The sequence below is a fragment of the Affinirhizobium helianthi genome (assembly GCF_042680945.1).
GTDB classification, from domain to species: Bacteria; Pseudomonadota; Alphaproteobacteria; order Rhizobiales; family Rhizobiaceae; genus Neorhizobium; species Neorhizobium helianthi.
Genome location: NZ_JBHUEQ010000026.1, coordinates 153,030 through 170,723, shown reverse-complemented (window position 1 = coordinate 170,723; position 17,694 = coordinate 153,030). Strand labels below are relative to the sequence as shown.

The 17,694-nt window shown below is 58.3% G+C and carries 14 protein-coding genes; 3 read left to right on the top strand and 11 right to left on the bottom strand.

Going from position 1 to position 17,694, the window contains the following annotated elements; genetic code table 11:
- Positions 1–14: 14 nt before the first annotated feature.
- The 10 genes from ACFSE1_RS15260 to ACFSE1_RS15215 form a co-directional block, all read right to left on the bottom strand.
- The gene (locus ACFSE1_RS15260) at positions 15–1,592 is read right to left on the bottom strand and encodes an FGGY-family carbohydrate kinase (protein ID WP_377403125.1); all 1,578 of its coding nucleotides are present in this window, start codon (positions 1,590–1,592) and stop codon (positions 15–17) included.
- Positions 1,593–1,648: 56 nt separating this feature from the next.
- The gene (locus ACFSE1_RS15255; RefSeq protein ID WP_377403123.1) at positions 1,649–2,338 is read right to left on the bottom strand and encodes an HAD family hydrolase; all 690 of its coding nucleotides are present in this window, start codon (positions 2,336–2,338) and stop codon (positions 1,649–1,651) included.
- A 10-nt stretch (positions 2,339–2,348) separates the two neighbouring features.
- Complete coding sequence (locus ACFSE1_RS15250) at positions 2,349–3,830, bottom strand: mannitol dehydrogenase family protein (RefSeq protein ID WP_377403121.1); 1,482 nt, start codon at positions 3,828–3,830, stop codon at positions 2,349–2,351.
- Positions 3,831–3,887: 57 nt separating this feature from the next.
- Positions 3,888–4,886 (bottom strand): ABC transporter ATP-binding protein, encoded by a 999-nt coding sequence (locus tag ACFSE1_RS15245; protein WP_377403119.1) that lies wholly within the window; start codon positions 4,884–4,886, stop codon positions 3,888–3,890.
- Between the two features lie 25 nt (positions 4,887–4,911).
- Positions 4,912–5,742 (bottom strand): carbohydrate ABC transporter permease, encoded by an 831-nt coding sequence (locus ACFSE1_RS15240; RefSeq protein WP_377403117.1) that lies wholly within the window; start codon positions 5,740–5,742, stop codon positions 4,912–4,914.
- A gap of 3 nt (positions 5,743–5,745) precedes the next feature.
- Positions 5,746–6,618 carry a carbohydrate ABC transporter permease gene (locus ACFSE1_RS15235; RefSeq protein ID WP_377403115.1) on the bottom strand — a complete coding sequence of 291 codons (873 nt, stop codon included), beginning with the start codon at positions 6,616–6,618 and terminating at the stop codon, positions 5,746–5,748.
- A gap of 109 nt (positions 6,619–6,727) precedes the next feature.
- Positions 6,728–8,047 (bottom strand): ABC transporter substrate-binding protein, encoded by a 1,320-nt coding sequence (locus tag ACFSE1_RS15230; RefSeq protein ID WP_377403113.1) that lies wholly within the window; start codon positions 8,045–8,047, stop codon positions 6,728–6,730.
- Positions 8,048–8,193: 146 nt separating this feature from the next.
- Entirely contained in the window at positions 8,194–9,147 is a 954-nt protein-coding gene (locus tag ACFSE1_RS15225) for a sugar-binding transcriptional regulator (protein ID WP_377403111.1), read from the bottom strand.
- 87 nt (positions 9,148–9,234) lie between these two features.
- Entirely contained in the window at positions 9,235–11,061 is a 1,827-nt protein-coding gene (locus ACFSE1_RS15220) for an ABC transporter ATP-binding protein (protein WP_377403109.1), read from the bottom strand.
- Positions 11,062–11,087: 26 nt separating this feature from the next.
- Complete coding sequence (locus ACFSE1_RS15215; RefSeq protein ID WP_377403107.1) at positions 11,088–12,251, bottom strand: M20 aminoacylase family protein; 1,164 nt, start codon at positions 12,249–12,251, stop codon at positions 11,088–11,090.
- A 315-nt stretch (positions 12,252–12,566) separates the two neighbouring features.
- Between ACFSE1_RS15215 and ACFSE1_RS15210 the strand changes: the two genes are divergently transcribed.
- The 3 genes from ACFSE1_RS15210 to ACFSE1_RS15200 all read left to right on the top strand — a co-directional run bounded on the left by ACFSE1_RS15210 (position 12,567) and on the right by ACFSE1_RS15200 (position 16,269).
- Positions 12,567–14,273, top strand: a complete 1,707-nt coding sequence (locus ACFSE1_RS15210; protein ID WP_377403105.1) for a peptide ABC transporter substrate-binding protein — start codon at positions 12,567–12,569, stop codon at positions 14,271–14,273.
- A 75-nt stretch (positions 14,274–14,348) separates the two neighbouring features.
- On the top strand, positions 14,349–15,359 hold the full coding sequence (locus ACFSE1_RS15205) for an ABC transporter permease (RefSeq protein WP_377403103.1): 1,011 nt from the start codon (positions 14,349–14,351) through the stop codon (positions 15,357–15,359).
- Positions 15,352–16,269 carry an ABC transporter permease gene (locus tag ACFSE1_RS15200; RefSeq protein ID WP_377403101.1) on the top strand — a complete coding sequence of 306 codons (918 nt, stop codon included), beginning with the start codon at positions 15,352–15,354 and terminating at the stop codon, positions 16,267–16,269. Before ACFSE1_RS15205 ends, ACFSE1_RS15200 begins: the two co-directional genes overlap by 8 nt.
- 285 nt (positions 16,270–16,554) lie before the next feature.
- Here the strand turns inward: ACFSE1_RS15200 and ACFSE1_RS15195 are convergent, their stop codons facing one another.
- A complete protein-coding gene (locus ACFSE1_RS15195) occupies positions 16,555–17,565 on the bottom strand; it encodes a sensor histidine kinase (protein ID WP_377403099.1) in 1,011 nt (336 codons plus the stop codon).
- Positions 17,566–17,694: the final 129 nt, after the last annotated feature.

The window sequence follows — 17,694 nt, the reverse complement described above, 5'->3', positions numbered from 1 at the left end:
GAGCGTGCGAGCCATCACAAGGCTTCAAGTTCGGCGCGATGGCGGTGCATCAGAAGAAAACGTTGGTAATCGCGCTCATACGCTTCCTGCCGTTTTGCATCCGGCAGTTTTACGGTCGAACCCTGATCCATCAGCCTTCCGGCCTCGGCCATATCTGGATGGCGACCGCTGGCAACAGCCGCTGCCATGGCAGAACCGAGCAAGACTGCATCGGGCGTCTGGGGAAGAAGGACGCTACGCCCCGTCACATCGGCATAAAGCTCCACCAGGAGCGGATTGTTGAGATGGCCGCCGCCTGCATAAAGCCGCTCGAAGCGGTAGCCCGATTCTTCCATCCGCTCCAGGATATGCCGGATGCCGAGGACAAGCGCCACGCATGTGCGCCAGTATATGCGGCATAGCCCATCGAAGGACGCGTCCAGCGTCAGGCCGCTGATAACGCCGCGCGCGCGCGGATCTGCCAGCGGGGAACGGTTTCCGTGGAAATCAGGCAAAATATGCAGCCCCGCCCCGAAGCACTTCCCTTCGGCGGCTCTCAGCACACCAATCCGGTCAATGATGGCCTGATGCAGCTTTTTCGTCGGCTCGCCACCCACCGCATGCATTCGCACCACATGGTCGAGAAGCGCGCCGGTGGCCGATTGGCTTCCTTCCACTAACCAATGATCTTTCAAAATGGCCTCGAAATAAGGCCCCCAGAGAGAATGCCCTCCTTGTGGCTTGCGCGAGAGAGCAACAAGACAACTGGAGGTGCCGCCGATCAGCGCAAGGTTCTGCTCGACCTCAGAACAACCGAGATCCGGCGCGAGAAGGCCGAGTGTTCCGGCATAGGCATCGATAAGACCAGCGGCAACGACGCAATCCGTGGTCAAGCCAAGCGCTTGCGCCGCCTCCAAAGTCAGCGTTCCAACCGCGTCGCCCGGCGCCACCGTCTCTTGCGGTAAACCACCGCGCTCCAGCAAATCCTCCAGCCCGGCAAGGCGAAGATAGCTGTCGTCCCAGCCGCAGGCTTCATGGGCGAGATAATTCCACTTCGCCGTCAACGTGCAGCGGGAGCGTGCGGTCGATCCCGTTGATCGCCAGGTGAGGAAATCGGCGAGATCAAGAAAAAGCCCGGCCTTCGACCATTGCTGCGGCAGGTTGCGCTTCAGCCACATGAGCTTCGGGATCTGCATCTCCGGGGAGATGGACCCACCCGCATAACTTAAAATCCGATGGCCAGATGCGCTAATTTCTTCTGCTTGCGCGACAGCGCGATGATCGAGCCAGACGATGGTATCGAAGCGGGGCTCACCTTCTGCGGAGACAGCCAGTGGCCGATGATCTCGGTCACGCACGACAAGCGAACAGGTCGCATCAAAGCCAATGCCCGCTACCTCTTGTCCGCGCACGCCCGCCTCGCCCAAGGCCGCACGCACGGAAGAACAGGTTGCCTGCCATATATCTTCGGAATCGTGTTCGGCATAATCCGGCACAGACCGGCGCATTTGAATAGGGTGCTGGGCCTTGGCCAGCATACGGCCTTGGCTGTCAAAAACACCTGCGCGCGCGCTGGTCGTGCCAATGTCGACCGCCACCAGATACTGACGCATCAGGCTGTGTTTCCCATCCCCTCGATGCTCCCCTGAGTGACCCGCATGAGGCACGATCAGGGCGCATCCACTCCCAGACTTTCAGCCACAAGGTGGAGCAATTTGTCCATGTCGTCAAATATGACGTCTGGTGAAAGTGCTGCAACCTCTTCGCGATACTCCTCGCGGTCCGCATGGGAGCCCCCGGTGAAGGCAAACACGCGCATACCTGCCCTTTTGGCGGCGAGTATTCCGGCCGGACTATCTTCGACCACCACGCATTGGCTGGGTTCGGCATTCATTTCCGCAGCGGCATGCAGGAACAGATCCGGCTCCGGCTTGCCACGTTTGACCATGGTGGCGCTGAAGATGTGGGGTTCGAAAAAATTCTGCAGGCCCGTCAGCCTGAGAGAAAGACGTATCCGCTCCGGTTGGCTGGAAGAGGCTACGCATTTGCGCCACGGCATCTGCTGCAAGGCATTTGCTATGCCCTCGATGGGCTGAAGTTCTTCCTCAAACCGCTGGTAGAGCGCGCGCCGCATGCCTTCCAGAAACGCGGCATCGGCAGCTATACCGAAATCCTCATCCAGAATGGAGACCATGGTGGCCATGCTGCGCCCCAGAAACCGCCGATAGGCCTCCGCTTCCGACAGGGTGCCCCCATGAGCCGCAACCGCATCCATCAGGACACGGACGGACAGTGGCTCGCTATCGACGAGCACACCGTCACAATCGAAAATCACCAGCGGCTCTTGGGCATGTTGCATGGCCTTGAGACTACTCCACGAGGCGGTTATCGAGATAGAGCTGAAGTGTTTCTGCCGTACCCTTCGTCCACAGGGTGTTGAGCGCATGGGCAAAACGCTGGCGGAAATGCTCCGACCCGGAGACCGCACCGAAGATCTCGTCAAAGGCAAGGAATGCTGTCGGATCGTCCTTTGCCTTCAAAGCCGCCGCTTGCAGTTTTTCGGCACTCGCATCGTTAAAGATGATTTCCTTGCCGCTATCGCTCGTTCCGGCAAAGTACCGGCACCATAGCGCTGACACGAGCGACAGGCCCACAATGTCCTGACCCTGCCGCAGGCGATCCGCCGTCGATGGCAGGATGAATTTAGGCTGGCGGTTGGAGCCATCCTGCGCCAGACGGGGAATGGTATCGCCAATCTTCGGATTGAGGAAACGCCGCTCGATCAGTTGGAAATACGCATCCAGATCGGTGTCCGGCACCGGCGGCACGATGGGGATGATTTCCTCCCGCTCCAGCTTTGCCAGGAACGCCCGGATCAACGGATGCTCCATGGCCTCGTGAACAAAGTGAATGTCGAGCAGCGCTGCCGGATAGGCAATCGCGGCATGACCGCCGTTCAAAATGCGGATCTTCATCAGCTCGTAGGGCGCCACATCCGGCACGAACTGAACGCCCACCTTTTCCAGCGCCGGGCGACCGGCGGGAAAGTTATCTTCCATTACCCATTGCTTGAACTCTTCGCAGAAGACCGGCCAGTTATCGTCAATGCCGAATTCATTCGCCAGAAGGTCGATCTCGCGTTTACCTGTGGCGGGCGTAATGCGGTCCACCATGGAATTCGGGAAGGCCACGTTCTCGTGAATCCACTCGGCAAATGCCGGATCGGAAAGCCGCGCCAGACCGCAGACCGTGTTTTCCGTCACATGGCCATTACCCGGAATATTATCGCAGGACATGACGGTGAAGGGTTGAAGCCCCTTCTCGCGCCGCGCCTTAAGGCCCGCAATGATGAGACCGAAAACGGTCTTCGGCTGATCTGGGCTCTGGCTATCCGCTACGATGGCCGGATGGGACGGGTTGAAATGCCCCTCCGCATCAATGAAATAGCCGCCCTCCGTAATCGTCATCGACACAATGCGGATCTCGGGATCAGCCAGCGCCGCAATGATGGCACCCGCATCCCCCACCGGCAGAATATCCACCATGGGCGCGGTCACGCGTGCGCCCGTTTTGTTGTTATCCTGCTCCACGACAGTGGTGAGGAAATCCTGAGCGGAGAGCTTGTCGCGCATCGCCTGATCGGACGGCAGCACACCGGCGCCTAGAATGCCCCACTCATGATCAAGGCCGAGATTGAACAGGTCGTCCAGATAAATCGCCTGATGGGCGCGATGGAAATTTCCAACGCCGAAATGAAGGATGCCAGCCTTGAGGTTGCCGGGATCATAACCCGGAACCGTAGCCGTTTTACCGGCAGCTGCCAGCGTGGAAAGCGAAAGTTTGACAGTCATGATGTCACGTCCTGAAAATTGAACGGTGAAATGAAGTGCGCGCTCTATCCAGAGCACTCACATTGCAAGCCCCTTGTCGTTGAAGCGATGCAGCTTGGCCTCATCCGGGGTGAGGAAGACGCGGTCGCCATGGCGAACGCCAAATTCACCCCCCGCACGCGCCGTCACCGTGCCAATGCCTTTAATTTCAATGTGCATGAAGGTGTCGGAGCCCAGATGTTCGGCAATGGTCACCACGCCTTCCCAGGTTCCGCTGTCACGCGATAAACCGATATGTTCCGGGCGGATGCCAACCGTTTTGGCACCCTTCGTCTCGGCATAGGCACCTTCGATCAGGTTCATGCGCGGTGAACCGATGAAGCCTGCAACGAAGAGATTGGCTGGTTTGCGGTAGAGATCGAGCGGCGAGCCCACCTGCTCGATATTGCCCCGGTTCAGCACGACGATCTTGTCGGCCATGGTCATGGCTTCCACCTGATCGTGGGTTACATAGATCATCGTGGTCTTCAGCTGCTGGTGCAGCTCGCTGATTTCCAGCCGCATGTTCACGCGAAGCGCTGCATCGAGGTTGGAAAGCGGTTCATCGAACAGGAAGGCATCTGGCTGGCGCACGATGGCGCGCCCGATTGCAACACGCTGGCGCTGTCCACCGGAAAGCTGGCGCGGCTTGCGCTCCAGGTAATCGGTGAGGTTCAAAACTTTAGCGGCGTCAGACACCTTGCGGTCGATTTCCGCCTTGTCCACCCCCGCCATTTTCAACGGAAACGCAATATTGGAGCGCACACTCATATGCGGATAAAGCGCATAGGATTGGAACACCATGGCCAAGCCGCGCTTTGCAGGCGCAAGCTCGGTCGCATTGTGGCCGTTGATGATGATCTCACCGCCGGAGACATCTTCCAACCCGGCAATCAGCCGCAGCAGAGTGGATTTGCCGCAGCCGGAAGGCCCGACGAACACCACGAATTCTCCGTCGTTGATCTCCAGATTGATGGAGGGAATGACCTTCGCTTCACCGAAGACTTTTGAAACATTGCGAAGAGTAATGGAACCCATCTTCGTTTTCCTTGAATATCTACGGTTACTTGACGGCGCCAAAGGTCAGGCCACGCACCAGCTGCTTCTGGCTGAACCAGCCGAGAATGACGATGGGCGCAATGGCCATGGTCGAGGCAGCGGAAAGCTTGGCGTAGAACAGACCTTCAGGGCTGGAGTAAGAGGCGATGAACGTGGTGAGCGGGGCTGCATTCGAGGTGGTGAGGTTGAGCGTCCAGAAGGCCTCATTCCACGCCAGAATGATGTTGAGCAAAAGCGTGGAGGCAATTCCCGGAACCGCCATCGGCGTCAGCACATAGATGACTTCCTTCATCAGCGAAGCGCCATCCATGCGTGCTGCCTCCAGGATCTCGCCCGGAATTTCCTTGAAATAGGTGTAGAGCATCCACACAATGATCGGCAGGTTGATGAGGGTCAGCACAACCACCAGCCCGATGCGGCTATCCAGCAGACCGGTATCGCGAAACAGCAGGTAGATCGGGATGAGCGCGCCAACCGGCGGCATCATCTTTGTGGACAGCATCCACATCAGCACATCCTTGGTGCGCTTTGTGGGTGAAAATGCCATGGCCCAGGCGGCTGGGATAGCGATCAGAAGCCCCAGCAGCGTAGACCCGAAGGAAATGGTGACCGAATTCAGGAAGTGGCTGAAATAGTCAGATCGGCCCTGCACCTCCGTGTAGTTTTCCGTCGTCCAATGGAAGAACAGAAAGATCGGCGGTGAGGCAATGGCATCGCCTTCACTCTTGAAGCTGGTCAGGAACGTCCACAGTATCGGGAAGAACATCAGGAAGCCGATGGTCCAGGCGATGACTGTGAAGGTGATCTTGCGTTGTGTGGAGACTGCGCGCGCCATGGATCAGGCCTCCAGGTTCTTGCCGATGAGGCGAATGAGGAAGATGGCGACGATATTGGCGAGGATGACTGCCACGATGCCGCCTGCCGAAGCACCACCCACATCGAACTGCAACAGCGCCTGCGTATAGACGAGATAGGTGATGTTGGTGCTCTGCGTTCCCGGTCCGCCATTGGTGGTGACGAGAATTTCGGCAAACACTGAGAGAAGGAAAATCGTCTCGATCAACACCACAACCGTGATGGCGCGGGCCATGTGCGGCAGGGTGATATAGATGAACGTGGAAAGCGGTCCGGCTCCGTCCATTTCCGCCGCCTCCTTCTGTTCTTCGTCGAGAGATTGAAGCGCAGTCAAAAGGATCAGTGTTGCAAACGGCAGCCACTGCCAGGCAACGATGATGACGACAGAGGTGAGCGGTGCCACGGCCAGCCAATCCAGAGGCTCTGCACCAAACAGCCGAAGCAGCCATGCGAACAACCCGTTCACCGGGTTCATGAACATGTTCTTCCACACCAGCGCCGCGACCGTAGGCATGATGAAGAAGGGCGCGATAACGAGGATGCGCACAATGCCCTGCCCGAACATGGGCTGATCCAAAAGCAGCGCCATCAGAATGCCGCCAATCACAGAGATGGCCAGCACGCCGCCCACAAGAAGAAGTGTATTGGTCAGCGCATCGAAGAAGGCTGGATCGGTGAGAAAGAACTGGTAGTTCAACAGACCGGCAAATTCCTCCGTGCCCGGCATTAGAAGGTTGTAACGGAGGAAGGAAAAATAAATGGTCATGCCGAGCGGCACGATCATCCAGGCAAACAGCAGAATGACGGAAGGTGCCATCATCAGCCGCGCTGCCGAACGGGTGTGGGTCGTCGCCATGAGGCCGCCTCTTGATAACGTGTTCTGTAGGTTTGTTAGCCCGAAAAGGGCTATTCCTTACCCTCGCGAAGAGGGAACAGGCCGCTTGGACGGCGGCCTGTCGCTAGGATTACTTCTTAGGGTAACCCGCCTTTTTCATTTCACGCTCGGTCAATTGCTGAGCACTTTTGAGAGCCTGATCTACCGTCACCTGGCCAGCCAGAGCCGCCGAGAACTGCTGGCCGACAGCCGTGCCGATGGCCTGGAATTCTGGAATGGCAACGTATTGCACGCCTTCATACGGTACAGGCTTCACCGTCGGCTTCTTCGGATCGGCAGCGTTGATCGAATCCAGCGTCATTTTGGCGAAAGGCGCCGCCTTCTGGTACTCGGCATTCTGGTAAAGCGAGGTGCGCGTGCCCGGAGGAACATTGGCCCAGCCGTCCTTTTCCGCCACGAGGTTCAGATAGTCCTTGCTGGTTGCCCAGGCGATGAACTTCTCAGCCGCCTCAACCTTCTTGGAGCCCGCCGGAATGGCAAGGTTCCACGACCACAACCAGTTGCCGCGCTTGCCAAGGCCGGTATCGGGTGCCAGCGCGAAACCGACCTGATCCGCCACCTTAGACTCTTTCGGGTTCGTCACGAAGGAGGCCGCAACGGTGGCATCGATCCACATGCCGCATTTGCCCGTCTGGAACAGTGCCAGGTTTTCATTGAAACCGTTGGAGGAGGCGCCCGGAGGGCCAGCGTCCTTCATCAGCTTCACATAGAAATCGAGCGTATTCTTCCATTCCGGCTGATCGAACTGCGGCTTCCAGTTCTCGTCGAACCATCGCGCGCCAAACGCATTGGCCGTCGCCGTGAGGAAGGCCATGTTTTCACCCCAGCCAGCCTTGCCGCGCAGGCAGATGCCGTAGGTTTCAGAACCCTTGTCGGTGATCTTGCGGGCAGCGTCGGCAATGAAATCCCAGGTCGGCGCGTCCGGCATCTTCAGGCCAGCCTTCTCGAACAGGTCCTTGCGATACATGACCATCGAGCTTTCGCCATAAAAGGGTGCCGCATAGAGCTTGCCGTCAACCGTCAGGCCGGAACGGATCGGCGGCAGAAGATCGTCGGCATCGTAGGAGGCATTCGAGGAAAGCTTATCCAGCGGTGCCAGCCAGCCCTGCTTGCCCCAGATGGGAGCCTCGTAAATGCCGATGGTCATCACGTCATACTGGCCACCCTTGGTGGCCACATCGGTGGTCACTTTCTGGCGCAGCACGTTCTCTTCCAAAGTCACCCACTTCACATCGATGCCGGGATTCTTCTTCGTGAAGTCATCCGTCAGCTTCTGCATGCGGATCATGTCGCCATTGTTGACGGTCGCGATCGTCAGCGTTTCTGCAGATGCAATGCCGGAGAATGCCAGCGCAGATACCGCGCCAAGCAGAATTGTCTTGCAAGTCATATCTTCCTCCCAGAAGAGCGATAACGAGCATTCGCTTTGCTCGCGGGCAATTACTCACTTCAAGACAGCGAATGTCAAGCGCCATTCGTCGCTGCAATGCAGCGACGGCACGCCATCCTTTTGAATTTACTTTGAAAATATTTTGCTCAATCTATGAGCAACTGCTCAGACGTCCGCTCGTCGGTGATCAGCCCGTTGATCAAGCCGCCCACCAGAGCCGCCTTGATCGCCTTTTCCTTGCGCTTGCCAAGCCCGACGCCGATGACAATGCCGGGATCGCGAGGCGGGATGGGAACGCTGGCAACACGCTCATTGATCGGGTCGTCCAGCAGAATGCCATCGCGATCGAAAACCCAGCCGCAAATCTCCCCGGCAGCGCCGCGCCCGATCAGCGCCGTCATCTCATCCGGAGCCAGAAATCCATCGACGCACAGAGGCGCATCAACACCCAGTTCGCCAATGCCGACAAAGGTGACATGTGCCTCTGCGCCAAGCCTCAATGTCGATTGCACAATGCTTTGCTGGTGAAGCGCATCGCGCTCCTCCGCCGAGGAGCAAAGCACCGGCAGCGGCATCGGGAAATGCCGGGCCTTGATGGCATCGGCCATGGAAAAGATGACGTTATAGTAGGCGGCGGAACCATCCGGGCCGATATTGCCGGTGAGCGAAACCACCCGATGCTGTGGGCACTCCATCGCCCCCAGCTGATCGACGGCAGCCTTGAGGGTTCTGCCTGTGCCGATAGCAAGCACGATCGGCTCCTGCCGCTTCAACCAGCGCTCGATTTCCGCTGCCGCCGCCTCTGCAATGCCCACCGTCGTGGACGTGCCGGCCGGATCGCTCGGGACGACCTCCACATGGGCAAGATTGAACCTGCGCCGCAGTGCTTCCGCATATTCAAGACAGGCGGCAATGGGGTGATCTACCCGAACCTTGATCAGTCGTTCTGCCACAGCCAAGGAGACGAGACGCTGGGCCGACTGGCGGGAAATCCCCATCACTGCCGCTATTTCATCCTGCGTGCGACCGGCGACATAATAGAGCCATCCGGCTCTCGCTGCGTCATCCAGCCTCCCCTGCGCATCCGATTTTCTCGCCATTCTCGATCCCGACTCCACCTCATGCGATTTGCTGGCATGATTACGGGGATCGTGTCAAATCAGGATGCTCCAATCGCGCCGCGAAGATCAGGCCACCTGCACCAGATGCCCCTCGCCAACCTGCCGATACTCACGCACCGGCGGCACGAAGCCGGTCGGTCGAACCGGGCTCTTGATCTCCTCGATGGACAGATTGCGCTTGATGTTCCGGCGCGACGGGTCCGGCACGGGCACCGCCGCCATCAGTTTCTTCGTATAGGGATGCTGTGGATTTTCGAAGATCGCCGCCCGCGGGCCGATCTCCACGATCTCGCCCAGATACATGACCGCAACACGGTGGCTCACACGCTCCACCACCGCCATGTCATGGCTGATGAAGAGGTAAGCCAGGTTCAGGCTCTGCTGAAGGTCGAGAAGCAGATTGCAGACCTGCGCCTTGATGGAAACGTCCAGCGCCGAGACCGCCTCATCCGCAACGATGACCTTAGGGTCGAGCATCAACGCACGGGCAATGGCAATGCGCTGGCGCTGGCCACCGGAAAACTCATGCGGATAGCGGCTCATCATATCGGGAGACAGCCCGACCTTGACCAGAAGATCGGCAGCCTTGTCCCTCGCCTCGGATTTGCTTCCAAGCCTGTGCTCGATAAACGGCTCCATCACGGCAGAGCCAATGCTCATGCGCGGATTGAGGCTGGCAAACGGATCCTGAAACACCATCTGGATCGAGCGGCGCATGGTGCGAAGCGTGGTGCGATCCAGCCCCATCACATTATAGCCATCCAGCGTCACCTCACCGCTGCTGGGCTCGATCAGCCGGGTGACAGAGCGTCCAGTGGTGGATTTACCGCAACCGGACTCGCCAACGAGCGACAGCGTCTCCCCCTCAAAAAGCTGGAAGGAAACTTTTTCCACCGCATGGACTGCCCCCGTTTGACGACCCAATATACCGGAGCGGATGGCAAAGCGTGTCGTCAGATCCCGGACATCGAGAATGGGGGTCTTGGTTTTGGCAACCGTATCGGTAACCTCCGCCATGGGCTGCGCCTCGCCCGACTGCACATCCACCACCGGGAACCTGAGTGGCAGGGATCTGTCCTTCATGGAGCCAAGCCGCGGCACCGCTGCCAGCAGCGCGCGCGTATAAGGATGCTGGCCGCGATGGAATATATCATCGGTCGCGCCCGATTCTACCTGCTCACCCCGGAACATCACGATGGTACGGTCAGCGATTTCAGCCACAACGCCCATGTCATGCGTGATGAAGAGAACAGACATGCCCTCCTCATCCTGCAATTCCTTGATGAGATCGAGGATCTGCCCCTGAATCGTCACGTCGAGTGCGGTTGTCGGCTCATCGGCAATCAGAAGCTTCGGCCTGGAGGCCAGCGCCATGGCAATCATGACGCGCTGGCGCATGCCGCCCGAGAACTGATGCGGATACTCGTCAAACCGGCCCTTGGCGTTTGGAATGCGAACCTTTTCCAGCAACCGGATCACCTCGGCCTTTGCCGCGGCAGAGGAAATATCCTGATGAACCGTCAGGGCCTCAGCGATCTGCTTGCCAATCGGAAAGATCGGATTCAGGCTCGTCATCGGCTCCTGGAAGATCATCGAAATATCGTTGCCGCGCACCTGCCGCATCCGCTCTTCCGGCAAGGCCAGCAATTCCTGATCCCCCAACAGCACCTTTCCCTCGATCTTGCTGGAAGATCTTGGAAGCAGGCGCATGATGGAAAGGGATGTCACGCTCTTGCCTGAGCCGGATTCGCCGACAATAGCGACAGTCTCACGCGGCGCAATGGAAAAGCTCATATTGCGCACGACAGAACGCCACTGCCCGTTCACCCGGAAGGAGGTGGTGAGGTTTTCGACGCGCAATATGGGGGACTTGTCGGAGGCATTGGAGGTCATGGCATTCTCCTGTCCATCATATCCGATCAGGCGGCGAGCTTCGTTTCGGCCAAGGTCACCCAATAGCTGATGCCGTAAGGGATGACGTCGTCATTGAAGTCATAGGCCGGATGATGAAGATTGGCGGCCTCGCCAATACCGAGGAAAATGAAGGCGCCCGGCCGGGCCTCGAGCATGTAGGAGAAATCTTCCGCGCCCATCTTGGGAGCCATTTCCACCTCGACATTCTTTTCGCCGGAAACCTTGGCCGCCACGGAGGCGGCAAAATCGGTCTCATCGGCATGATTGACCGTGACCGGATAACCGCGAACATAGTTTACCTCGGCAATCGCGCCATGCGCCGTGGCCGTGCCTTGCGCCACCTCCACCACGCGTCTGGCGGCAAGCTCGCGGATTTCCGGATCGAGCGTTCGCACCGTTCCCGTCAGTTTCACATCCATGGGAATGACGTTGTAAGCATCGCCACCATGAATGGTGGTGACCGACACCACGACCGATTTCAGCGGATCGACCTCGCGAGAAGCAATGGCCTGCAGCCCGACCACCACATAGGCGGCCGCCAGAACCGGATCGACGGAAAGATGCGGCTGTGCGGCATGGCTTCCCTTGCCCTTGATGGTGATTTCGAACGTATCCGCCGCCGCCATGATGCCGCCCTTGCGAATGGCAAAGCCACCAAACGGGAGGTTGGGCGCATTGTGAAGGCCGTAGACTTCGCGAATACCGAACTTGTCCATCATGCCATCCTGCACCATGGCAAGACCGCCGCCGCCACCTTCCTCGGCAGGCTGGAATATCACTGCGACGGAGCCGGCAAAGCGGCGCGTTTCGCACAGATACTGAGCGGCACCAAGCAGCATGGCCGTGTGCCCGTCATGCCCGCAGGAATGCGCCTTTCCCGGCACTTTCGAGGCCCAGGGCTTGCCGGAATTTTCCAGGATCGGCAGCGCATCCATATCGGCCCGAAGCCCGATGGTTGCGCCTTCGCCCAACGAACCCTTGATGATGCCGACAACGCCTGTGCGCCCGATGCCGGTTTCAACCACGTCGCAACCGAAGGCCTTCAGCTTGTCGGCAACAAAGGCGGCTGTCTCATGCACATCGAACAAAAGCTCCGGATTTTCATGCAGATGACGCCTCCAGGCAGCGACCTCTTCCTGCATTTCTGCGGCGCGGTTGAGAATTGGCATGAATACAACCCCTTTAAATTTTAGTTAATTCGCTTATCATCCCTGGCGATATTGCAGTGGTCTACAACATGAATGCAAGCTTGAATTTTCATTCTTGAACGAAAATTAGGCTTGTGTTTAGATGGCACAAATTTTGATCAAACACGCAGGTGGCACGTCGAAAACGCCGGTCGCCTGTCGAAGTAAGACATTGGGAGAATTGAATAAATTCATTCTTTCGTCGCGAGGAAACGGCGGAAGAAGGAATGCGGCTCAAAAGGATGGAGCCGGGCCGTAACGGCCGCAAAAATCACACTCATCTTCAAGGGGAACACGATGAAGAGAAGCAAGATCCTGTTGGCAGGCACTGTGGCGTCGCTCGCCTTTGCCAACATGGCGCATGCCGAACGTGGAACGGACGGAGATTTGAAAATCCTGTTCTGGCAGGCCGTTTCCACCATGAACCCCTATCTCTCCGGCGGCACCAAGGAGATCTATGCCGCATCCATGGTGATTGAACCCCTGGCCCGCTACGATGAGAAGGGCGTGCTTCAGCCCTGGCTGGTGACGGAAATCCCGACACTGGAAAACGGTGGCGTTTCCAAGGACATGAAGAGCATCACCTGGAAGATCAAGCCCGGCATCAAATGGTCGGACGGATCCGCCTTCACCGCCGATGACGTAGTCTTTACCTGGCAATATTGCACGGCACCGGACGGTGGCTGCGCCCAGAAGGCCCAGTTCGAGGGCATTAGCAGCGTCGAGGCACTGGATCCGCTGACGGTCAAGGTGAGCTTCTCTGAGCCGAAATATTACCCCTATGGAGCGCTGACCGGCGCGCAGCAGCCAATCCTTCAGAAAGCGCAGTTCAAGGATTGCATGGGCGCAAAGGCACCGGGCTGCACATCGGCCAATTTCAGCCCCATCGGCACCGGCCCCTTCGTCGTGAAGGAATTCAAGCCGAATGACGTCATCACCTTCACGGCAAACCCGAATTTCCGCGATCCTGCCAAGCCCGCCTTCGCCACGGCAACTCTGAAGGGCGGCGGCGATGCCGCCTCTGCCGCCCGCGCCGTTCTGGAAACCGGCGAATACGACTACGGCTGGAACATGCAGGTGGAGCCGGAAGTGCTGGCCACCATGATGCAGGCCGGCAAGGGCAAACTGGAGACCGCGTTTGGCACGCAGGTTGAACGTATCGTCATCAACTGGACGAACCCGGATCCGAAGCTTGGTGACAAGCGCTCCACCGTCGAAGGCGGCAAGCATCCCGCCCTCTCCGATCCGGCTGTGCGCCGTGCGCTTTCGCTGGCCATCGACCGCGACATTATCGACGAAGCAGGCTACGGCGAAGCGGGCAAGCCCACCTGCAACATCGTTCCTGCACCGGATGCCTATGTCTCCACCACCAATGACAGCTGGTGCCTGAAACAGGATATTGACGCAGCAAACAAGCTGCTGGACGATGCGGGCTGGAAGAAGGGCGGCGATGGCATTCGCGCAAAAGACGGCGTGAAGCTTTCTTTCCTCTATCAGACCTCGACCAATTCCGTGCGTCAGGGCACGCAAGCGCTCGTGAAGGATTGGTGGAGCCAGATCGGAGTCGACGCAGAGCTTCGCAACGTGTCTGCTTCCGTCTTCTTCGGCGGCGATCCGGCAAGCCCCGACACCTTCCAGAAGTTCTATGCGGACGTCGAAATGTACACCAACAATTTCGACGGCACCGACCCGGAAAGATATCTGGCGGAATGGCTGTGCAACAAGATCCCCTCCCCGGCCAATGGCTGGCAGGGACAGAATATTCCGCGCTACTGCAACCCGGAATATGACAAGATCGTCAACGAGTTGGCAAAGACTGCCGATCTCGGCAAGCGTGCGGAACTGGCCAAGAAGGCCAACGATCTTCTGACAACGGAAGGCGCCCATATTCCGCTGATCCATCGCGGCCAGATCTCCTCCCGTTCGGTAACGCTGCAAGGCGTGAAGATGACGGGCTGGGATTCAGAACTCTGGAACGTTGCGGACTGGTCTCGCAAGAAGTGATCGGATGAAACCCGGCCTTCGCTGAGAGGCGGAGGCCGGCCATGTTTTTCTCCGAGAGACTGGAGACGCCATTTCATGTTTACCTATACGATCCGGCGACTGATGTTTGCCGTGCCGACGCTGCTTGTCATCAGCTTCGTCATCTTTGCCCTTCTCGATCTGGCACCGAACGACCCCCTGGGTGAGCTGCCCCTGACAATCCCGCCGGAAGTGCGCGAACAGATCCGCGCCTCGATGGGCCTCGACCAACCCTTCCTCATCCGCTACCTGCACTGGCTGCACCAGTTCTTCGTCAATGAGCCGCTCAATATCTTCGAACAGTTGACCGGGATAACGGTCGGCGATGGCGAACGCATGCGGGTGCTTTCCTGGGCCACCCGCAGCCCCGTGGTGGACCTGATCGTCCAGCGCCTGCCCCAGACCCTCTGGGTCGTCGGCATGGCCTATGTCTTCGGCATTCTGATTGCCATACCCGTGGGCGTCATCTCGGCCTACCGGCAATACTCGATCTTCGACCAGATCGGCACCTTCATCACCATGGTCGGCTATTCGGTGCCAACCTTCTTCACCGGCATCGTGCTGATCGTCATCTTCTCCTCCTATCTGCAATGGTTCCCCTCCATCTACGATACGAACCTCGTGGTGAATGACTGGGCCAGTTTCGTGCAGCAGGTGAAGCAGATGGTTCTGCCGGTTACCGTGCTCGCGCTCTACAATGCCTCGCAGATTGCACGCTTCGTGCGCGCATCCATGCTGGATAATTTGAGCCAGGATTATGTGCGTACCGCCCGCGCCAAGGGCGTGAAGGAAAAGGTGGTTCTTCTCGTCCATGTTCTGCGCAACAGCCTGATCCCGGTGGTCACGGTGATTGCGCTTGGCGTCCCAACCATCTTCTCCGGCGCCATCATCACCGAGCAGATCTTCCGCGTGAACGGTCTCGGCCAACTGCTCATCACGGCGGTACAGGGGGCGGACATCCCCCTCGTGCAAACGCTCACCTTCATTTTTGCCGTGCTGATCGTGCTCTTCAACCTGATTGCCGACGTGCTCTATGGCATCCTGGACCCGAGGATCCGCTATGACTGATATCGCCCTCACCACGCCCAAGGTCGCGACCGATGCGACGACGCCCTTCGGCATGTTCTGGCGCAAGTTTCGCCGACACAAAGGCGGCGTGGCGGGCTTGATCGTGTTCACCGCCATCCTGCTGACGGTCTATGTCGGGCCATTGATCCATACGATAGATCCCAACAAGATCGACATTCGCGCCAAGAACCAGGGGCCGTCGCTTGCCCATCCCTTCGGCACAGACAATCTGGGCCACGACATGCTGGCGCAGGTCATGGCCGGCGGGCAGATCTCGCTTGCCGTCGGAATAACGGCCATGCTGCTGGCGCTCCTCCTCGGCACCCTCGTGGGCGTTCTCTCCGGCTATTTTCGCAGGCTTGACGGGCCATTGATGCGCCTGACGGATCTTTTTCTGGCCTTGCCGCTGCTGCCGCTGCTTCTGGTCATCATCATGCTTTTCCGCGACACGCTGCGGGGCGCTTTCGGGCCAGAGACCGGCATTTTTATTCTGATTGTGTTTGTGATCGGCATCACAAGCTGGATGCACACCGCGCGCATCGTGCGCGGCGATGTTCTTGCGGTGAAAAGCCAGGAGTTCATCATAGCTGCGAAAAGCAGCGGTATGCGCGAATACCGGATCGTGCTGCGGCACATTCTCCCCAATGTGCTCAGTTCCATCATGGTTTCGGCCACGCTTGGCATTGCGGCAGCCATCATTACCGAATCCGCCCTCTCCTTTCTCGGCCTCGGCTTCCCGTCAGATTTTCCCACCTGGGGTCGTTTGCTGTTTGATGGCGCGAACTTCCTGCAAATTACGCCCTCACGCGTCATCTGGCCGGGGCTCGCCATTTCGCTCACCGTTCTCAGCGTCAATTACATCGGCGACGCCATCCGCGATGCACTCGATCCACGGACACAGGTTCACTGATCGAACCAGATCCATGGGATCGAAACGGGGGCGCGATTTTTTTTGATTTTTTTTCGGAACTGCCGGAACCAATACTCCGCTTGCCCGTTCTTGATACATCTGGAAGCGCCCCCGTCCCCCGCCCTTCAAAGCTTCCAGATAAACTCTTCATCCCCCTCGAAGAGACCAACGGTCTCGGCTTCGCAAGAAACCGAGACCGTTTCTTTTTGTTTCCGTCTCAAAACGCATGGCACAGATTCGGGCAGCTGGCCCGGGCGGGCACCTTCCGTTCGCACTGCCAACTTTCTATTCGGATGCGTGTTCCAGCGGGAAGACGAGACTGTAGCTGATGCGGTCTGCCGTGATCGTATAGCGCGCCTTGCCGTTGACGGAGGCGGGAACCACACGCTCCAGCACAGTGCTGCCGAAATTGGCTTTCAGATTGTCGCTATCGCGGGGATCGGCATGCCGCATGAGATTGGGCAACCCCTCCTCCCAACGTACCTCAAGAGAATCCTGACCATTCGCCTGCACCCGATGGCAGGTGACTGAAATGGCCCGGCCGCTCTTGGCCAGCGAGCCATGGCTGACGGCATTGACGATCAACTCATGCAGAGCCAGCCCCAGATGCAGCGAAGCATTGGGGGTGAGAAGAACATTATCGCCGTTCACCTTGATCAGGCGCGCATTCTCCGGCAGATATTTTTCAGTCTGCTGCTGCACCAGCTCGAAAAAATAGGCGCCGCGCCAACTGGAATCCGTGATCAGGTCCTGGGATTGCGACAGTGAATAAAGCCGCCCGCGGAACTTGTTGAGAAAGATATCCAGCGTCACCGAATAGCGCGCTGTCTGCAGGGCAATACTTTGAATGATGGCCAGAAGATTCTTGGAGCGATGGCTCACCTCCCGCAGCAGGGCGCGCAGCAGCCGTTCGCGGTGACGTTCTTCCGAGCGATCGACAATCGTGGTGACGAGGTGAACCGCGCCGTTATGACAGGAAATGGCCTGTACGCGGAACTCGTAGACCTCATCCGAATTGACGGTGAATTCGATATGGCCCTTCTGGCCATGCTCGGTCATGCCCTCCTTCAGAAGACGCAGCTTGTCCGCAATCTCCTGGCCGAAAATGCTGGCATCAGTCGGCTCCGCACTCATACTGCCCGACCATAGGGCGGGCAGATTGGTGACAAAGAGATATCTTTGCTGCAGATCCTGAATGATGACGCTGGCGCCCAGGTCCACCAGGGCGGGCATGAAGAAATCGCGCAAGGCCTCGCCGTTTTCACCAGCTTGCTGCCATGTCAGCTGATGCGACAAGAAATTACTCCGCCATTCCCTGTGGGGCAGAACACAACACCCTTGCTGCTCCCGCCACCAACGCCGCGCCCGTTATAGGCCCTAAGCCCTTCGGTCTCAACCCGATAAGCCATGAAAAACCAAGTTCCG